General features: G+C 71.2%; 14 protein-coding genes. 5 read left to right on the top strand and 9 right to left on the bottom strand.

Annotation, left to right across the window (positions count from 1 at the left end; all coding sequences use genetic code 11):
- Positions 1-10 precede the first annotated feature (10 nt).
- Positions 11-1,177, top strand: coding sequence for an OmpA family protein (locus tag EV186_RS32130; RefSeq protein ID WP_341815854.1), 1,167 nt, complete (start codon positions 11-13; stop codon positions 1,175-1,177).
- Between the two features lie 45 nt (positions 1,178-1,222).
- Positions 1,223-3,136 (top strand): 5'-methylthioadenosine/S-adenosylhomocysteine nucleosidase family protein, encoded by a 1,914-nt coding sequence (locus EV186_RS32125; protein ID WP_133853258.1) that lies wholly within the window; start codon positions 1,223-1,225, stop codon positions 3,134-3,136.
- Between the two features lie 213 nt (positions 3,137-3,349).
- Here the strand turns inward: EV186_RS32125 and EV186_RS39665 are convergent, their stop codons facing one another.
- A complete protein-coding gene (locus EV186_RS39665; RefSeq protein WP_424983830.1) occupies positions 3,350-3,652 on the bottom strand; it encodes a TetR family transcriptional regulator C-terminal domain-containing protein in 303 nt (100 codons plus the stop codon).
- 479 nt (positions 3,653-4,131) lie between these two features.
- Between EV186_RS39665 and EV186_RS32115 the strand changes: the two genes are divergently transcribed.
- The 3 genes from EV186_RS32115 (at position 4,132) to EV186_RS32105 (ending at position 9,633) form a co-directional block, all read left to right on the top strand.
- Positions 4,132-5,049, top strand: a complete 918-nt coding sequence (locus EV186_RS32115; protein WP_133853257.1) for an alcohol dehydrogenase catalytic domain-containing protein — start codon at positions 4,132-4,134, stop codon at positions 5,047-5,049.
- Between the two features lie 137 nt (positions 5,050-5,186).
- A complete protein-coding gene (locus EV186_RS32110) occupies positions 5,187-6,716 on the top strand; it encodes a class I adenylate-forming enzyme family protein (protein ID WP_133853256.1) in 1,530 nt (509 codons plus the stop codon).
- Positions 6,717-6,864: 148 nt separating this feature from the next.
- Positions 6,865-9,633 carry a hypothetical protein gene (locus EV186_RS32105; protein ID WP_133853255.1) on the top strand — a complete coding sequence of 923 codons (2,769 nt, stop codon included), beginning with the start codon at positions 6,865-6,867 and terminating at the stop codon, positions 9,631-9,633.
- Between the two features lie 135 nt (positions 9,634-9,768).
- On the opposite strand, the gene EV186_RS32100 is transcribed toward EV186_RS32105, so the two are convergent.
- The 8 genes from EV186_RS32100 to EV186_RS32065 all read right to left on the bottom strand — a co-directional run bounded on the left by EV186_RS32100 (position 9,769) and on the right by EV186_RS32065 (position 18,743).
- Positions 9,769-10,233, bottom strand: a complete 465-nt coding sequence (locus EV186_RS32100) for a hypothetical protein (protein WP_133853254.1) — start codon at positions 10,231-10,233, stop codon at positions 9,769-9,771.
- Positions 10,234-10,311: 78 nt separating this feature from the next.
- A complete protein-coding gene (locus EV186_RS32095; protein ID WP_243754402.1) occupies positions 10,312-11,175 on the bottom strand; it encodes a phosphatase PAP2 family protein in 864 nt (287 codons plus the stop codon).
- 28 nt (positions 11,176-11,203) lie between these two features.
- Positions 11,204-12,727: a methyltransferase gene (locus tag EV186_RS39185; RefSeq protein WP_166659425.1), complete on the bottom strand. Its 1,524-nt coding sequence runs from the start codon at positions 12,725-12,727 to the stop codon at positions 11,204-11,206.
- Positions 12,724-13,275 (bottom strand): phosphopantetheine-binding protein, encoded by a 552-nt coding sequence (locus EV186_RS32085; protein WP_133853253.1) that lies wholly within the window; start codon positions 13,273-13,275, stop codon positions 12,724-12,726. The genes EV186_RS39185 and EV186_RS32085 overlap by 4 nt, the downstream gene beginning before the upstream one ends.
- Positions 13,260-14,735: an AMP-binding protein gene (locus EV186_RS32080; RefSeq protein ID WP_133853252.1), complete on the bottom strand. Its 1,476-nt coding sequence runs from the start codon at positions 14,733-14,735 to the stop codon at positions 13,260-13,262. The genes EV186_RS32085 and EV186_RS32080 overlap by 16 nt, the downstream gene beginning before the upstream one ends.
- The gene (locus tag EV186_RS32075) at positions 14,732-16,180 is read right to left on the bottom strand and encodes a SagB family peptide dehydrogenase (RefSeq protein WP_133853251.1); all 1,449 of its coding nucleotides are present in this window, start codon (positions 16,178-16,180) and stop codon (positions 14,732-14,734) included. The genes EV186_RS32080 and EV186_RS32075 overlap by 4 nt, the downstream gene beginning before the upstream one ends.
- Positions 16,177-18,129, bottom strand: coding sequence for a hypothetical protein (locus EV186_RS32070; protein WP_133853250.1), 1,953 nt, complete (start codon positions 18,127-18,129; stop codon positions 16,177-16,179). The genes EV186_RS32075 and EV186_RS32070 overlap by 4 nt, the downstream gene beginning before the upstream one ends.
- Positions 18,126-18,743 (bottom strand): TOMM precursor leader peptide-binding protein, encoded by a 618-nt coding sequence (locus tag EV186_RS32065; RefSeq protein ID WP_133853249.1) that lies wholly within the window; start codon positions 18,741-18,743, stop codon positions 18,126-18,128. The genes EV186_RS32070 and EV186_RS32065 overlap by 4 nt, the downstream gene beginning before the upstream one ends.
- Between the last annotated feature and the right edge of the window lie 12 nt (positions 18,744-18,755).

Below are 18,755 nucleotides of genomic sequence, written 5' to 3'. Positions count from 1 at the left end.
GGTGACCACCATGAAACACTGGGGGCGCAGCGCCACCCGAGCGCTGGTTGTGGCCGCTCTGTTCGCTTCGGCCGGTTTGGGTACAGCGGCCTGTGGCAACGATCACCCGAAGCCGTGTCCGACAGGTCCAGCCCCGCAGGGCCTCGCCATCGCCGTCGGCGACCGTTCCAACAGCGCGAAACCGAACTGGCCCTCCGTGCTGGACGCGGATGTCGACGCGATCACCAAGACCAGCGGCAAGGGTGTGACGATCATCCGGGCCGACGGCACGCCGACGATCGGCTGCGTCCTGACTTACGTACCCACGGCCAACAACGACACGGCGAACACGCACAACCGCACCAACTTCGTCGACGCCGTGCATGTGCTGACGACCGGGATGCACGCCGCCGCCAGGGAATCGAACCCGCTCGCAGCGCTCGGCTTGGCGTCGAGCTCGGCCGGCCCGAACGGCATCGTGGCGTTGATCGATTCCGGGCTGCAAACAATGGCGCCTTTGGATTTCCGCAAGAACAATCTGCTCGACCGCAATCCGAAGTCGGTGGTCGCCGCTCTGGTCAAGACCGGCGAACTGCCGGACCTGCACGGCCGGACCGTGGTGCTGGCCGGCATCGGCTGGACGTCGGCCCCGCAGGCCCAACTCAGTGACAGCCAGCGCGGCCACCTGATCGAACTCTGGCAGCTGATCGTGAAGGCGGCCGGGGCGCGAGCCGTGGTGTCAGTGCCGACGCCGAGCACGACTCCAGCCGACGTCGGTCTGCCGGAGGTCAGCCCAGTCCCGATCCCGCCGCCCGACGACCTGGTCATCGGCTGTGACAAGGAACTAGTCCTGCAGGACGACGGTGCGGTCGGGTTCGTGGCGGACAAGACGGAGTTTCGCGACCGGACGGCGGCGCGTACCAAGCTCGCGAAAGTGGCGGACTGGTTGCGGGACAACCCGGACGCCACCGGCACCATCACCGGGTCCATCGCCCATTACGGTGCCGACGACCCCAACGGGCTGTCGTTGGACCGTGCCGCACAGGTCCGCGCCACGCTAGTGGAACTCGGAGCCGGTGCGACCCAGCTCATTGCGAAGGGCCGCGGCTGGGGGCCGTTCCCCACGGACACCGCGCCGCCGGACGGCAACTCGGACGTCCTCAACCGTCGTGTCGTGGTCTCATTGAGTTGCGGGTGAGTCTGCTTGCCCGCCCGGAAGCGGACTTTGGTGAGCTGAGCCTTCATGAGCGAACGCGAGACGGCACCGCTGCGGCACGCGACGTGGTCCGACTACCGGGCGGCGGCTCGTTCGGTGCGAGCGTCACCGCGAGCCGCGACGGTGCTGAAGTCGTTGCGCCCGCGGGACACGACCCGGATCCTGTATGCCCGTGGGCCACTGCCCCTGGCGTTGTACATCGCCGATTGCGAGGAACGGCTGGTGTGGCGCGGCCCGGACGAGTTCGCCGTGCTCCAGACGCCCCTCGGCCTGCGGACCAGGTACCCGTTGCCGGCCTCGGCCACCGTGTGTCGGTGGCTGGACAGCAACTGGGGAATCGCGGTGTTCGCCGCGACGCCCGCGTTACTGGAACTGTTGTCGCTGGCCGTTGCCCTGGCGATTGGATCACTGCTGGTCGCAGTGTGCGTGCTCCTGCTCGCCCTGTTGTTCGTCTCGGTGGCCCTGAGCATCGGCGTGGCACACCCGATGTTGGCCCGTCACCGGCTAGCACCGGGCGAGGCCGCAGTGGGCACGGCCGTGTGGCACCACTGGTCCTTGGTTCTGCTGCACGACGCCGACGCGCACACACCCGGCCGTATGCTCGAGGATGTCCTGCACAGGCTGCACCGGCTGATCGCACGAGATGTCCAGGATTCAGCTCGTGACATCGGCGGGCACGCCGAAAGCGTGCGGGTACACGACACCCTGGTGTGCCTGGCCAGCGGGGTGACCACCGAACCGGTACTGCGCTGGCTGGTGTCCCGCGCCGACGCCGACGTGCCGTTCGGCCCGGGGTCGGAGCTGATCATGCTGGCACCGCAGGCTCGGACAGACGACGTGAGCCCCCGCTTGGTCTACATACCGTTCTTCCGCTTGTTCGCAGCGAGCGTGGCCGCCCTCATCGCCCTCATACCGCTGGCGATGGTGGACTGGGAGAAGTCGGCATGCCACGACTACACCTGCCCGACCGCGCTCCTGACCTACGGCCGGGCCCTGCACTGGCTCGCGTACCAGTTCCTCTGGCGTGATGTGCCCGGCTTGGCGCCGAGCAGCGTGGAATCCACCGGCATGGGTTTCCTCGTTCACTTCCTGCTGCCGGTGACGGTGCTGGTAGGCGTTGTATCGGCGCGCACGCTGACCAAAAACCACCGCACGGCAATCCGCCGGGCGGAGCAAGAGAGGCGGCGGACTGTGCCCCGCGTCCTGATCATGTCCGTGAAGGCCGAGGAACGCAACGCTGTGCTGGCGGGCGCCGAGCGCATTACCGGGCGGCGTGCCCAGCGCGATTTCACCGGTCATGGCGCCGTGTACGAACTTGGCACAATCGGCGGCGCCCGCGTGAGTCTGGTGCAGGCAGGTGAGCAAGGGGTTGGCGGTCCTGCCGGCGCCATGCTGACGGCCAGCGCAGCCATCCGTCAGATCAAGCCGGACTACGCGATCATCACTGGTATTTGCTACGGCCTGTACCCCAAGGAACAGAAGCTATGCGATGTCCTGGTCTCCCAACGGGTCCGTGACCTCAACCTCGCCGGTGTCCGTGACGTGGCAGGCAGCGTGGTCTCGGAGGACCGAGGTGAGAACGTGCAGGGGACGCACGTCCTGTTGGACCGATGTCATGCCGCTGAACAGGACTGGGACCGGACCCGGGTGCACATTGGGGAGATGCTGGCGTGGACCACGAAGGTGGATTCGAACGCGGTGGTGCATGAACTCCGCCAGCGGTACCCACGTGCCGTCGGCGGCGAGATGGAAGGTGCCGGATTTCACGCTGCCGCCCGACGGGCCGGAGTGGAATGGATCGTCGTGAAAGCCATCAGCGACTGGGGTTACCGAACCACGAACCGCTACCACGTGGAGGCCGCCACCAACGCCGCGGACTTCGTCCTCCACATGATCGACATGGGCGGTTTGCGAACCAAACCTACCGATCTCCTCGGCTGAACGGGACAGAGGAATCGCTGGGCCAAACCGTCAACCATGACGGCCCGAGTTGACTCAGTAGCCGCGCAGAGACGGAAGTCGCGGACAGAATCAGCCGCGTGCGGTGGCCCAGAGACAGGCTGTTGGTTCGAGACCAAGCCTGGTTCGCGCGCGGTTATGAAGCCGACGCCGACCCCAGGCTCGGATGGTGACCAGTCGGTCCATCCGGCAGGTTCACTCGGACGGCGGCGCGACCGCGAGGAATGACTTCACGTGGTCGAGTGCCATGTCGAGGGCGATCTCCACGGGCTTGACGTCGTGTGCGGTCTCGGCGAGGAGGTATCCGCCTTGCAACGCGGCCATCAAGCCCGTGGCGAGCTTGTCCGGGTCGGCGTCCGGCCTGAGCACGCCGCTCTCCCGCATCCGCCGGAGGCCTGCGGCGAGCAGCCCTTCCCATGCCACGAACGACTGCGCGAGCGTGGCGCGGGCCTGGTCGTCCTGGTCGCGACCTCGCTGGCCAGCGAGCCGAGCGCGCAGCCGTAGGCGCCGCCGCGCAACGCGTTTCGCTGCACCAGCACGTCCCGCCAGCGGAGCAGGCCATGGAAGGACTTCAAGCGCTGGAGGTAACCACGTTCGCGTTCGAGGACCTCGACGGCGCGCTGCGCGACGACAGCCCGGACCAGTTCGTCCTTGTCCGGGAAGTGGTTGTACAGCTGGGACTGCTGGTGTTGCTCGCGGCCCGGACGTCGTCCAGCGTGGTCGCGTTCACGCCCTTGACGTACATCAGCTCGGCGGCCGCCGAGACGATGCGTGCGCGGGTGGCCGCGCCACGCGGCGTCAGCCTCCGCCCCGGCCGCACGGTCTCCGCCCCGGTCACGGACCTCAGGCTACCCAGCGGCCCGCCTGTGGACTACTTGGTCCCGGATCAAGAACCACAACTTACCTGGTTCTTGCGACGCCCACGGACCCCGGCATGCGCTAGAGTGGACGAAATGGTCCAGCACGGGAGGTGCTCGGTGAAGGCGATCGTGGTGACCGACGAGGCGGCGGGAACAGCCGGGATGACCCTGGTGCAGCGGCCCGAACCGCAGCCGGCGATCAACGACGTCGTGGTGCGGGTTCATGCCTCGGGCTATGTCCCGACCGAGACGGAGTGGCCTTCGACCTGGACCGATCGGGCCGGCCGTGACCGGACGCCGTCGATCCTCGGACACGAGCTGGCAGGAGTGGTCACCGCCCTCGGCTACGGCACGACGGGCCTGTCGGTGGGACAGCGGGTGTTCGGCCTCACGGACTGGCACCGCGACGGCACGCTGGCCGAATACACGGCCGTCGAGGCACGCAACCTCGCGCCGCTGCCGGGCGACGTCGATTTCACGGTGGGCGCGAGCCTCCCGATCTCCGGGCTGACCGCCTGGCAAGGACTGTTCGAGCACGGCCGCCTGCGCGCCGGCCAGAGCGTCCTCGCGCACGGCGCGGCGGGCGCGGTCGGGTCGATCGTCACCCAGCTCGCCCGCGAGTTCGGCGCGTACGTCATCGGCACCGGACGCGCGGCCGACCGCCAGAAGGCGCTCGACTTCGGCGCGCAGGAGTTCGTCGACCTCGAAACCGACGCGCTGGACCAGATCGGCGGCGTCGACCTCGTTTTCGACGTCATCGGCGGCGACATCCAGAAGCGGTCCGCGGCCCTGGTCCGGGCCGGCGGAACACTGGTGACCGTCGTCGGGCCGCCCGAGGTGCGGCCGGCCAACGGTCAGGCGGTCGACTTCGTCGTCGAGTCTGACCGCGCCCAACTGACTGAGATCGTCCAACGGGTGCGCGACGGACGACTCCGGACGAACATCGGCACCGTCGCGTCCCTCGACGACGCCGTCGCAACCCTCACCTCGACCGAGCGCCGCAAGGGCAAGACGATCATCAGCGTTCGTCCCTGACAGCTCGGCGGCGGAGGCGGCTCCGATGGGGCGCTTCCCCGACGGTCCGACATGAGTAGCATCCCTCGTGGCCCAGCGGGGTGCGGCCACGTACGGACCAGTCCAGGGTCTGCGACCACTGCGCGTAGGGATCGTGAATGCAAGCCCGTGATACCAGCCTCTTCCCCGCGGCCGTGCTCGACGCACTCGCCGACGCCGCCGACCGTCCGGTGTTCGAACACGGCGATCGGCTGGTCACCGGCCGGGAGGTGCTCGACCTGACCGCCCGCGCGGCCGCCGGGCTGCGCGCCGAGGGCATCGGGCCTGGTGACGGCGTCGCGCTCGCCCTGGGCATCCACCACCAGGCGTTCGCGACCATCCTCGCCGTGTACGCGGTCGGCGCGCGGCTCATGGGGCTGCGGCCGGGGCTGCCGGACACGCACGTGCAGTACCTGCTAGGTCTGGACAACGCCGTGGTGATCACCGACCACAGCACCGGGTACCGCGCCGGGCACGTGCGCGCCCTGGACATGGACGCGTTGCTTGCCACGGAACCGGAGCCGCTGCGCCCGGCCGCCCGGCCCGACGACGTCGCCCGCCTGATCCACACCAGCGGCAGCACCGGCGTCCCGAAGCCGGTGGCCCAGACCTACACCGCGATGACCGCGGAGTGGGCGTGGAGCCCGCACCGGTGGGCGCCCGCGATCCGCGACCTGGCGCCGCGGATGGACCGGTTCCTGCTGTTCGAGACCCTGGCCAGCCAGGTCGTGTTCCAGTACACCGCGATGACCGTCGTGGTCGGCGGGATCGTGGTCGTCGCCGACCTGGTCGACCCGTCCGGTCCGGAGACCCTGCCCGAGGCGCTCGCCCGCTCCCGGGCCACTGCGACCGCGGTCACGGTCCCCCGGTTGTCGTCGATGATCACCCAGCAGCGCACCCGGCCGTCGGATCTGTCGGCGCTGCAAGCGATCCTGGTGTCCGGCTCGCCTCTGTCGCACGACCGCCACCACGAGGCGCAGGTCGTGCTCGGCCCCGTGGTGTTCCACGGCTACGGCCAGACCGAGGCCGGGATGATCGCCATGGGCACGCCCGCCGATCCGCCGGGAACGGTCGGTTTCCCGTCGGACAAGGTGGAGCTGGAGATCCGCGACCCGCGCGGCGGACTGGTGCCCCACGGTGGCGAGGGTGAGCTGTTCGTACGCACGCCGAACCAGTCCTGCGGCTACTGGGCGGACCCGGAGCTCACCGCCGAGGTCTACGTGGACGGCTGGATCCGCACCCGCGACCTGGGCCGGCTCGACGACGACGGCCGGCTGCGGATCACCGGCCGCGCCCGCGACGTGGTGATCGTCGACGCGGCCGTGCACTACATCGGCCCGATCGAACGGGCCATTGCCGAACACCCCGACATCGTCGAGGCCTATGTGGTCGCTGTTCCGGACGAGACCACCGGCGAGGCGGTGCACGCGTTCGTCGTGGCCGCCGACGGCCGCGACCCGGACCCGGACGAAGTGCGTGCCCTGGTCATCGACCGCGTCGGCCCGGCCTGCGCGCCGCGCCGGGTGACCACGATCGCGGCACCCCCGATCGGGCCCAGCGGGAAACCGGACAAGCTCCGGCTGTTCCAGCAGGCCCTCGCCGAGGCCGACTTGCCGCGAACCCCCTCGGAGACGACAGCCGGCGGATAGCGCTCGGGCGCGTCGGCACCGACGAGAAGAGCGTGCAGCGCAACAGGTATCAGCCGGCGAGCGGAACGACCGAGCTCGCCGCCGCAACCGTTGGGGCACTGCGTTGCGCGGATTGCCTCGAGCAGACCATGCCAGTGGAGGACAACCGATGACGCGCACCGTGGCCGAGCTGGTGGGGCTGCTCCGCTCGTCGTGCTCGATGCCTCGTGGTCCAGCGCAGATCGCCGTGCTGGAGAAGGTCATCCGCGAGGCCGACGCACTGCGGTACACCGACCTGGCCCTCGACGCACGCATGCTGGCAACCTCCGCGTACCTGGAGGATGACGAACCGAGCAAGGCGTTCGCCACGTTCTGGTGGTGCGTCGCCGCGCACGACCGGACCAAGTCGGAGCATGGGTGCAGGAACAGCCTTCTCTGGTGTTTCAAATCGATCATCATGGCTCTCCTGGGGCTCTCCGAGGTGCCGCTGCACCACATCCACGGCGTGCTGGACGACATGGAGCGCCGCTACCGGGCCGCCGGCTTCGGTGTGAATGCCGTGCACCAGCACCGTTGGTACGTGGCCGACCACGTCGGTGACGCGGTCGCCGCCGCCGAGCAGTACCGGCTCTGGTGGGCCACGCCGCGCGATCAGCTGTCCGACTGCCTCGGGTGCGAGACCGCCGGGAGGGTCGAGCACCTCGCCGACGTCGGCCGCGACGAAGAAGCGATCGCGATGGCGATACCGGTCCTGGCCGGCGGCCTCGACTGCCAGGAGCAGCCACAGCGCCTCCTCACCGCGCTGCTGCCCGCCTACCTGCACACCGGACGACTGGACGAAGCGGCCGATGCGCACCGACGGGCATACCTGTCACTGCGAGAGGAGCACGCGAACCTGTCCCTCGTCGCGGAGCACCTCCGGTTCTGCACGCTCACCGGCAACCACACCCGCGGGCTGCAGTTGCTGGAACGCCACCTCGACCGGCTCGACCGGCCGCCGTCGCCCAGCTTGGACATGGCGTTCTCGGCCGCGGCGGCCGCCCTGCTACGCCGGATGGCCGAGGCAGGCCAGGGCGGTCTGCCGGTGCGTGGGCGGCGCAACGCCGGCTCGCGCGTTGCCGATCTCGAAGCGGAGTTGCGGGACCGGGCGTTGGCCCTGGCGATGCGCTTCGACGCACGCAACGGCACGAGCAGGCAGAGCGATTGGGTCCACGCGGTGCTCGCCGCCGAACCGATCGTCGAGCACCTGCCGTTGTCGGGATTGCTGCCGACCACCCGCTTGACGCGGGCCACGCCACCGGCGGCCCAGGTCGACCCGGCGTTGTCGGCGGAGGAACTGGCCGACCTCGCGGAGCGAGCGGCTCGCAAGCACGACGACCGCGTCGCCGCGGCCGCGTGGCGGCGCTTCGACGAGGTGTGCCCCGACCCGTCGCCGGAGTTGCTGGCACGCAGCCTCGACGAGCGGGGAGACCTCATCGCCGACGACGACCCGGCCGCCGCGCGCGACCAGTGGACGCGGGCCGCGGCCTTGTTCGCCGAGGCGGGTGACGAGCAGCGCAGCCTGACCGCGCTGAGCCGGATCGACTTGCTGGAAGTCACGACCGCACCGAGCCCGGACGCGGCGGTGGCGGCCGTGGCCACTCTGCGCGCCCGCGTCGACCAGGTGCTCGCCGTCGCCGGGCCGGAGCAGGCCGCCCGTGCGCTGGGCCGGCTCTCGCACGCCCAGCGGACGGTGGGGCGGTTCGCGGAGGCCATCGCGACCCTCGAGCGTGCAGCCGAACTGGCCGGCGCGGCTCCGGCGAGTGAGTTGCACGCCGAACTGGCGCTGCGGCTGGCGGACGCGCTCGCCGCATCCGGACCGGAGAACCTGCGCCAGGCCATCGACCACGCCCGCCGGGCCGCCGAGTGCTTCGGTGCGCTCGACGCGCGGGAAGGGCAGTGCCAAGCCCAGTTGCTGCTCGGGCACCTGCACACCGCGGCCGGTGACCTCCACGCCGCCGCGGCGGTCTTGCGCAAGGCACAGGCGTCAGATGACCCGGAGGTACGCGCCCAGGCGTACCACCAAGCCGGTCGGGTCGTCGCCGCTCAGGGCCGGGTGGAGGACAGCCACGCGGCGTTCGCCTGGGCGGTCGCGGAGTTCGCCGCGGCCGGTAACCCGGTAGGGGACGCCTTGGCCCGCGTGGACTTCGCAGACGCCTGCCTGCGGCTGGAACGACCGGACGACGCCGCCGACGCGCTCGAGGACGTGTCACCGCGGCTGGAACGGACCATTGACCCCGAAGCGCTCGACCGGGCCCGGTTCTTGCTCGCCAGCGCCTACCGCGACCTCGGCCGGTTCGCCATGGCGATCGTGGTGTTCGAGGAGCTCGCCGCGTCCCGCGCGGCGACGGCCGACCACGGCGGCGTTGGCCAGGCGCATGCTCACATCGCCGTCGTCCTCGCGCAGCAGGACCGCCATCACGAAGCGGCACAACGATTCCACCGTGCTGCCGATGCCTACGCAGCCGCTGGGCAGCCGTTGGCCGAAGTCGAGAACCGCCGCCGCGCTGCCTTGGCCTGGCACCGCGCCAACGACCTCGAACGCGCCCTCCAGGCCCTCGATGCCGCGGCCACCAAGGTCGGTCTCGACGACGCCGACACCACGACTTCGTGGCACCGGGCCATGCTGGGCTACGACGGCGCCCAGATCCTGGCCGACCACCAACGCGTCGACGAGGCTTTGGCTCGTGTGGACCCGGTCATCCCGCTGTTCCGGTCGATCGGCGCAACCGGCGAAGCGGTCGCCGCCCAGACCCTGAGCGGGCGCCTGCTGCTGAGCTTGAACCGCAAGAAGGAAGCAGCCAAGGTGCTGCGTGCCGCTCTGCGGCAACTGCCACCAGAAGGCGACGAGCAACGCGCGGCGATCGAAGAACTGCACGGACAGGCCACCAGCCGATGAGGGCGCGTACCGCACCGCCTACCAACCACATGCGACAGATACCTCGGCACCCAAGTCGACTTCGACACGGTCACCTGCCGCGGGCCGTTGTCAGGTTGTACAGGACGATCAGGTACGGCCTGGCTTGACGCGGCGTCAGGGCCCGGCAGGTTTCGGACGGCTGCCTTTGCGCCACCAGAGCAGGACCAGCGGTGCCATCAGGATCGCGACGCCGACCAGGCCCGCGAACACCTTGCCGATCGTGTCGAAGTCGTCGCCGATGCCGTCGTAGAACAGGCCGAAGCGAATCAGGGCGCCACCGGCCAGCAGGGCTATTCCGAGGACCACGGCCGTGGCGAGGTCCGTGGTCTCGCGGGCGGTGACCTTCTCCAGGGCTGCGAACAGACCCAGGACGACCGGCACGGCGACGAATACCGAGATGTAGCAGGCGAAGCCGAAGATGCCCAATTGCACGAGGATCGAACCAGGTCCACCGTGTGCTTGCACGAAGCCGACGACCGCGGAGCCGGCGCCGATCGCCCAGCCCACGAACTCGCCGATCTTCTGCCCGTCCTCGAGGCGCTCGACCACGGGCCGGGGCCGCTGCTCTGGTTGCGCCATGGTGGACCGCCGATGCGCTAGCCGCCGAACGGGCGTACGCCCGCTGTACCCACCAGGTCGCCCGACCGGAGACCGGCGTTACGAGCCGTGGCCGGTGGGTCGGTCGAAACCGTTGTGGACCGACTCGCGGGGTCGGCCGCGCGTGCGGACAAGGCCCCACAGCGACGCGGCCACGATGGACGCGGCCAGCAGCGCGACGCTGCCGACGATGTCGAGGACGTAGTGGTTCGCCGTTGCGAGCACGTCCGCCGCCATGAGCAGCGGGAACAACCACGACAACAACGCCAGGCGTGGACGGGTGCCGCGCAGCGCGGACCACACCGCGTACGCGCACCACAGCGACCAGCCCACGTGCAGGCTGGGCATGGCCGTGTAGTGGCTGGGATGCGTCCAGCTGTCCCGCCCGGCCTGGCCCAGGATGTCGTACCTGGCAACGATGTCGACCGCACCCGGCAGTGCCGAACGTGGCGGCGACATCGGCACCGCCCAGTAGACCGGCAGCACGAGCACCGTCATCGCGACCATCGTCCGGCGGACCTTGCGGTAGACCTCGGCGTGCCGGACCAACACCCACAGCAGGACGCCGACGACCACCGCGTAGTACAGCCGGTACAGGTACACCGCCGACTGCGCGAGGACCGCGTTCCCGGCCAGCCAACCGTTCACGCTGCGCTCGACGTCGAGGTGCACCGCGTGTTCCATGGACTGCAGGGTCAGCGCATGGGCGTTGGCGGCCGCGAGGTCCCGGCCCGCGGCGGCGTCCAGACGCGTGAACACCAGGAACCACAGCAACAGCAGGACCAGTTCGAGCAGCACAGCGGGTCGCCCACCCGCACCGCGGAACAGCACGCCGGTCCAGGTTCGCCCGATCGCCGTGGGTTCCTCGCCGACCGCGGCCACCGACCCGGGACGTCGATCTTCGCTGTCCGACGGTCCAACCACGCGGTGACCCTAGCCGCCGGCGTTCGGCTCACTGCTGGTCAGGTGCCTCGACGCGGAGGATGGTCCAGCCACCGGGAAGGGACGCGGCTCGCGGAGCGGCGAACCCGGCGGCGCTGAGCAGTGCGTTCCACTGCGGCACCGTGCGCAACCGGCCGCCGTAGGTGGCGTGCAGTTCCAGTTCGCCGAACGCGTGGCTGACGTCGTGGTCGTCGGTGGACCGCACCATTTCGACGATGTACAACACCGCGTGCCGGGGCATCGCCGCACGGCAGCGTTCGAGAACCCTGGTCGCGTCGTCGTCGGTCCAGTTGGCCAGCACGCGGCACAACAGGTACAGGTCGCCGTCCCTGGGAACCGCTTCACGGAAGTCCCCGGCGACGCAGGCGACCCGGTCGCCGAACGCCCGCAGGCGCTCCCGGGCCAGGTCGACGGTCGACGGCAGGTCGACGACGGTCCCCCGCGCGGTGTCGTGGTGCCGGAGGATCTCCGCCATCAGCGCGCCCGTCCCACCACCGAGGTCGACGACGTGCTTGTTCGCGTGGTCCCGCCGCCGGGCCACCGCCTCGATGAGCCCGGGCGTGGCGATCGCGTCGCCGTACACCTGGGCAAGCCCCGGGTCGGCATCCAGGTAGCTGAACACGTCGGTGCCGAACGCGCGCTCGAAGGCGGTCACCGGGCCGGTCACCGCGTCCGCGAGGTGGGCGTGTGCGGGCGCGGCCAGTTCGTTGGCCGCCAGCGCCGCCGTGCGCACGGCCGGGGTGGCCAGCAGCAGGCCGTCACCCGTGAGCCGGTACCGGCCGTCCCGGACCGCCAGAAGTCCACAGTGGACGAGGGCGCTCAGCAAGGGGCGCAGCCGCTCCGGCTCGGCGCCGAGCTTGCCGGCGAGGTCGGCCGCGGTGAGTTCGCCGTCGCCGAGGTGCTCGGCCAGCTCCAGCCGCACCGCGGCACCGACCACCGCGGTGCCGCGGTAACCGCGGATGAGCGCCTGCAGGCGTGGCGCCACCACGGCGGCCGCCGAGTCGGTGCCACGCAACCGATCGCGAACCAGGGCGACGACCTGGTCGACAGGTGGCGGCGCGATGCCGTCGACGACCTGGCCACTGGCGACCTCGTACACCGGCGCGGGCACCGGGTCGATCACGGTGTGCCCGTCCGCCCGCAGGGTCTCGACGTTGCGCGTGACGCTGGGTGCCGCCCACATGTCCGCGTTCATGGCGGGGAACAACAGCAGCGGGCGCCGGTGCGCGATGGCGATCGTGCTGACGGAATTGGGCGTGAGCCCTTGGGCGATGGCCGCGAGCGTGTTGGCGGTGCACGGCAGCACCACGAAAAGGTCGGCCCAGCGGGCGAGCGACACGTGGTCGTCATCGGTGACCACGTCAGCGAACCGCCGCACGGTGCCGACCGGCAGGAAGGATGCGGCCGAGCCGGTCAGGACGACCTTGACGTCCGCGCCGAGCGCCCGCAGGGCGGTCAACTGCGCCGGCAGCTTCACCACGCTGATCGAGCCGCACGCCCCGACGAGCAGGCGGGGCGGCCGATCACCGCTCATACCGGCGGGTCCTCGTCGTCGGCGAACACGAGCGCGGTCAGCTCCCGGATGTTGTCCACGTTGAACAGGTCCATGCCGTTGACGGTGACGCCGAACTGCTCGGTGATGGCGGCGCTGAGCTCGACGAGCACCAGGGAGTCCGCGCCCAGCAACGGCAGGCTGTCGGTCATGCTGATCCGCTTGACCTTCAACACGTCCAGCACCAGTTCGGCGACCGCCTTCTCCTGCTCACTGGCAGGTGGTTCGAGGGCGAACACCCATCGGTCCGCCGTCACGAACTGTTCGGCGAGGGCGGTCGCCGCGGCCGGGTCGACCTCGCCGGCGGCGGTGAGCGGGATCGCGGGTACGACCGCCACCGCGATGTCCGGGTGGATCGCGGCGATCTCGTCGAGCACGATGTCGCGCAGCACCGCACCGTAGGTCAGGCCCTGCTGCTCGACCAGGACGTACAGCCGATCACCGGGTGACCGCACGGCCGCGCACTCGGCGATCTCCGGGTGCGCGCGGATCCGGTCGGCGCCGTCCCCGAGAGCTACGTACTCCCACATGACATCACCTTTCCTGGCGACGGGGTGTTGACCGAGCGGAACAGGGCCGCGCGGTCGAGCTTGCCCGTGTCCCACCGCGGCAACGCGTCGGTGAACAGGATCCTGGCCGGGAGCTGCGCGGCGGTGAGCCGCGTTCGGGCCCAGCGGCGGAGTTCGGCCTCGGTCACGTCACCGGCGGGGACCACGACGGCGACCACGCGCTCCCCCAGTTCCCGGCTGCTCGTCGCGCACACCCCGATGTCGGCGACCAAGGGGTGAGCGCGCAGTTCGGTCTCCACATCGGACGGATCGACGGTGACGCCCGCGACGGAGATGGTCTCGACCTGCCGAGCCCGCAGGAACAGGTAGCCGTCCTCGTCGAGCCGGCCGAGGTCGCCGAGGGTCGCGAAGCCGTCCGGCATGACGCGCAGGCGCCCGGTGGCGCCGAAGTAGGTCGCACCGGTGCGTGCGGCACTGCGCAGGTAGACCTCGCCGGTCTGCTGTGGACCGAGCGGAACCCCGTCACGGTCGGCGATCCGGACCACGGTGAGGAAGCCTCGCCCGACCGTGCCGGGCCGCGCCTCCCACTCGTCGCCCCGTGCCATCGTCATGCCGATGCCCTCGCTGGCGGTGTACATCTCATGGACGCTGGTCGCGCCCAGGGCGTCGTGGTAGGCCTGTTTGACCGCGGCCGGGCAGTATTCGGCCATGTGCACCAGGTTCGGCGCCCGCCGCCACCGGGACGGCGGGTTCGCCCCGGCGAGCACCGCGCCCATGTGGAACGGCGTCATCTGCAGCCAGTGCAAGTCGTGCTCGTCGACGAGCTCGCCGAGGCCCGCCGGGTCGAACACCTGCGGGACGTAGCTTGTGTTGCCGCAGACAAGCCCTTCGACCAACGGGGTGAGCCCGGCCGCGTGGTACAGCGGGCTGGCGGCGAGTTGCCGCTGGCCACCCCGCCACCCGGTGTGCAGCATCGGCCGCAGCTGGGCGGGTTTTCGTGGCGTGGCACGGATTCCCCGGTCCACGACCAGCTTCGGGTTGCCCGTGGAACCGCCGGAAGCCAGCAGCAGGCAGCCGGGCGGCAGGGTCGCGCCGCCGTCCGGTGCCGCCCGCCGCTCGTCGCCTTCCGGTTCGGTCGCGGAGACGAGCGTGTGGCCGGTACGCCGCACCTGGTCGAGCAGTGCCTCGTGCATGGGCGCGAGTTGCCTGCCGCTGAGCACCAGCGTGGGAAGGTCGGTGCGCAGGCAGGCGACCAGCGCCAGCACCTCGGCGAGATCGTTGCGGCGCAACGACACCACCAGGCAGGCAGGCGCCCGGTCGACCGCCCGGTCATGCAGCTGGGCGGCCATGGCGCCGGTGCGCGACTCCAGTTCCGACCACGACACGGCGTCCACACCGGAGCGGCCACAGCACGCGATCGCCGTGGTGTCACCGATCCGGTCGGCGTGGTCGCGCAGGACGGTGTCGATGGACGCGCTCATGGTTCGGCCACCGCCGCGGGCCCGAGCATCAGTTCCCCGACCGAGGACTCGACGTAGGGCTTCACCCCGGTGGCGGCGCCGAAGGAGCCGGCATCACCTGAGCCGAGCCCGCACGCCGCCAGCCCCATGGCCTCCGCCGCCAGGTACATGCCCGCATAGGCCACGCCCACGTTCTTCAACGTCGCGGCGTACGAGAGTCCCTCGTACTTCCACGCCAGCCGGCCGAACCGGGAGGCCAGCACGATCAACGCCGGGGGTTCCTCGGGGATGGCGGCGCTGAGCTTGGCGGTACCCAGCAGGGCCGACACCGGGTACCCCGGTCCGGCCACTTCCGCCACCGTGTGCTCGAGCGGGTCGTAGTGGAACAGCCCGCGGCCCAGCCCATCGATCCGGCCCGCCACCACGTACACCTCGAGGTCGTGGGCGTCGCCGGCGCTGGGCAACGGTCGCAACGAACCTTCGTAGCTGTGCGGCTCATCGGGGTCCAGGGGCAGCATCTGCTTGACCCGGAACACCCGGAAGAGGAACTCGCCGAGTTCGTCCAGGCTCAGCGGCACGGGGGCGAACCTGCGCCGTGATCGGCGCCGCTCCATGACTGCGGTCAGTGGCATGTCGGTGCGGGTGAGCGCGTCGAGGTCCGGTCGCGGTAGCGCGGTGCGCGCACCCGACCAGGCCGCGCGCAGCGCCGGCAGTGGTGGCCGGGTGCCCGCCATGCGGTAGGTGCCGCCGACCGGGTCGGTGGTCAGGCCGATCCTGCTCCGGTTGTGCAGCAACAGGTCGTGCGGGTCGCGCAGGTCGAGGTCAGGATCGCGGTCCTCGGGCAGCTTCCCGTCCTCGTCCACGATGCCTACGACGCCGCCCAGCACCATCAGCCGCAGGCAGGCCCCCAGCACCTCTGGCGGCAGGGCCGCCGCGAGCGAGGCGGCCAGGTCCGGCTCCGTGGCGGGCCGGTGCAATCCGGCGAGCGCCGCCGCCAGCTCCGTTCGCTGGATCGACAGCCGGGCGTGGCCGGCCAGGCTGTCCACGACCAGGTCGCTGTCCTCGCGGCGCAGCACGGCGAACCTCGACATCCGGTAGCGGTGACCGGCTTCGGCGAGGTCGAGCGTGGCGGTGCCCAGCGAGCTCGTCGACCACAGCGTGCACAGCGTCTCGGTCCCGTGCTCGACGGCGAACGCCAGGCCCTTGCGCACGTAGAGCCGGCCGAGCTCGCGCAGGAGCCGGGTCGTGTCGGTGTCCCGGCACACGGCGCGCGCGATGCGCGTCAACTCGGCGAGGGAGATCGACTCGGTGTCCACGGCCAGCAGCGCGGCGTGCACCCCCGGGTCGAGGTTGCGGACCGTGACGCTCGACAAGGCGAGCGCGAACGTCAGCGTGTCCGGGGTCTTCGCGGTCGCCGCCAGCGGGTGGCAGCGCCGGACGACCAGGTGTTCCTGCCAGTCGCTCACCACCGCACCTCCGGTTGCCGCGCCCCGTCGAGGCCGCCGGCCGCGGCGATGGCCACCGCGGCGAAGGTGCGGTGGGCGGTGCGCCAGCCCCGGTCGTCAGGAGCGACGGCGGTGGTGGGCAGGTCGGCGCACAGCAGCGCGTCCAGGCCGCGGTCGGCCGCGGCGCGCCGGATCCGCACGGCGGTCTCGGCGTGCTCGACGATCGTCGTGGCGATCCCCGAACGCCCGTGCGTCACGAGTGCGTCGCCGAGGTCGGTGCTGGTGACCACCAGCGCGGCCGGGGCCAGTCCGCGGTCCGCGAGCGCGACGTCGAGTTCGGCCGCCGGCGCGGGGATCGGCCGCAACTCGTTGTCCCGCACGGAGTACAGGCCCGCGTCGAGCCCCGCCACGCGGTAGCTACGGACGAACACCTCCGAGCACCCCGCCACCACAGCGGCGAGGTCGTCGCGGTGCACCTGGGCGGCCTGCCTGCGGCGGACCGGTGCCGCGGCGGCAGGTGTGCCGTGCACGTCGAGGACGGCGGTGAGCACGTCCCGGGTCGGGTCGAGGCCGAGCAGCCCGCGCAGGTCGCCGGGTGGCGCGACCGGCGTGGGACGGCGCTCGGCGCGCACGCCGGTGGCGGCCAGCGCGGCGCGCAGCGTGCCGGTCAGGAAGCCGGTGTCCTGGTAGATGGCGAGCTTCGCCTTGGCGCCGAACAGGTTTTCCGCTCGGCTCAGCGTCGCGCTGACGATCACAGTGAGCCGGTCGGCGCTGAGCACCGAGCCCTCGGTCAGACCCGTGGTGGGCAGTGGCCGGGGCACGCCGTTGCGCCGGTCGATCAGGTGCAGGAACGGGCCGTGCTCGGTGATCCCGCCGACGAACACCGTGAGCAGCCGGCAACCTCCGATGGACGGCACCGCCGCACGACCGGACTTGGCGGCCAGCGCCTTCGTCACGGTGGCCAGGAGCTGCTGCAGGTCCGGCCGATCGCGCAGGATCGCGTCGTCCAGCGGCATCGGCACCACCTTGACGGTGCTGTCCGCGCGGGGCAGGTGGATCGGTGTGATCGGGTACGACCAGTTGCCCTTGAGCGGGAGGTCCGCGCCCTGGAAGGCTTCGTACGCGCGGGCCTGCTCACTCGTCAGGCCGGTACCGAGGCCGGTACCGAGGCCAGCGCCGAGCCCGCAGTGCGAGCAGGTCGCGTCGCGGACTACCGGTTCGAACCGCATGGCACGACCGCGTTCGCCGATTCGCAGCGCACCGGTCGACGTGCGGCAGTGCCCGGTCCTGGCCAGGAAGCGGACCGCCTCGGCGACGGTCTGCGCGACCGCGAACCGTTCCAGGAGCGGCTCGTCGCCGGCCGGACCCGACGACACCGGTGCGCAGTGCGTGCACCGGCCGCCGGGCACGTTGCACAGCGGGCCGACCACAAACTCGGCGCCGTCCCGATCCAGCAACAGGGTGGGTCGATCGGTCTCCGGCCGGGACCGGCCGCAGCTGATCACCAGGGTGGGCGGCTCGGGTCCCGCGTCGTCGGTCACGACCTGCACTCCGGCGCGCGCGAACTGGTCCGCGAGCGCGGCGCACAGGCCGACCTCGCCGACCAGCCGGACGGTCGCCTGCGCCAGCCGCAGCACCGCGCTCGCGGCGGCGTCCACGCCGAGCGTGCGTTCGAAGAACCGGACCATCTGCGCCGGGCCGGGCGGGACGTCGAGGTCGGTCACCGCACCGACCCGCCGCAACGCGGCAACCCGCGCCTCAACGTCCTCTGTGGACACCCCCAGCACCGTCGCGATCTCCGCTACCGCGTGACCGGAGCGGATCAGGCCGGCGACGCGCAGAGTCAGCTCACCGCGCTGCACGCCCTTGAGCCGGGCGGTCCGCCTTCCGCCCAGGACGTCCAGCCCGTCGGCGTGCGGCAGGAAGCCGAACCCTTCGACGAACCGCTGCGTGCGCACCCTCGTGGTCATCGCGGCACCCTCGCCAGGTCGGGGAACATCGGCTGCCCCGCGGTCTTGAGACCGACGGGCTTCTGGTCGCCGCAGCGCGCACAGCGGTTGACCGCGACGACCGGGTGGGTGCGGCACGCCATGCTCTCGGTGTTGACGACCGTGACCTCACCGCCGGCCGTCCCGTCGAGGTCGTCCAGCACGGCGAGCCGGTCCACCACCAGCCCCGCCACCAGGCTGGTCAGGTAGGGCGGGAAGCCGTCGACCCCGATGGCCAGCTCGGCTCCGGGCCAGCACGGCTGCGGGGCGTGGGTCAGGTCGTGCTGGCGCTGGCGGGTGGCGAAGCACATCCGGCACAACGACGTGCCGGGGACGTCCAGCGGTCCGATCCGCACATCCGGGTGCACGTGGGCGACCACGAGGGAGGGCTTGCCCGCCGCGTGCCACCGTTCGGGAACCTCGTCGAGCAACGGATCCCCGTGGTCGGCGAGGACGAGCACGGCGCGGGCGCCCGGCTCGGGATCGGCTCCCTCGAGCAGGCGATCCCGGCCGAGCTCGTCGAGGGCGGCGCGCAGGTCGTCGACCACTGCGCGGGCGAAGGCACCTCGCCCGGCAAGGCGCAGAATTCCCGTCATCTGCTGTTCCCC

The sequence above is a fragment of the Labedaea rhizosphaerae genome, from assembly GCF_004362825.1.
GTDB classification, from domain to species: Bacteria; Actinomycetota; Actinomycetes; order Mycobacteriales; family Pseudonocardiaceae; genus Labedaea; species Labedaea rhizosphaerae.
The sequence above is the reverse complement of the archived record's forward strand: the minus strand, read 5'-3'. Positions and strand labels throughout refer to the sequence as shown.

Coding starts and splice junctions, on each gene's coding strand:
- EV186_RS32130 (WP_341815854.1), top strand. CDS start 11: ATGAAACACTGGGGGCGCAGCGCCACCCGAGCGCTGGTTGTGGCCGCT.
- EV186_RS32125 (WP_133853258.1), top strand. CDS start 1,223: ATGAGCGAACGCGAGACGGCACCGCTGCGGCACGCGACGTGGTCCGAC.
- EV186_RS32110 (WP_133853256.1), top strand. CDS start 5,187: ATGCAAGCCCGTGATACCAGCCTCTTCCCCGCGGCCGTGCTCGACGCA.
- EV186_RS32105 (WP_133853255.1), top strand. CDS start 6,865: ATGACGCGCACCGTGGCCGAGCTGGTGGGGCTGCTCCGCTCGTCGTGC.
- EV186_RS32100 (WP_133853254.1), bottom strand. CDS start 10,233: ATGGCGCAACCAGAGCAGCGGCCCCGGCCCGTGGTCGAGCGCCTCGAG.
- EV186_RS39185 (WP_166659425.1), bottom strand. CDS start 12,727: ATGAGCGGTGATCGGCCGCCCCGCCTGCTCGTCGGGGCGTGCGGCTCG.
- EV186_RS32085 (WP_133853253.1), bottom strand. CDS start 13,275: ATGTGGGAGTACGTAGCTCTCGGGGACGGCGCCGACCGGATCCGCGCG.
- EV186_RS32080 (WP_133853252.1), bottom strand. CDS start 14,735: ATGAGCGCGTCCATCGACACCGTCCTGCGCGACCACGCCGACCGGATC.
- EV186_RS32070 (WP_133853250.1), bottom strand. CDS start 18,129: ATGACCACGAGGGTGCGCACGCAGCGGTTCGTCGAAGGGTTCGGCTTC.
- EV186_RS32065 (WP_133853249.1), bottom strand. CDS start 18,743: ATGACGGGAATTCTGCGCCTTGCCGGGCGAGGTGCCTTCGCCCGCGCA.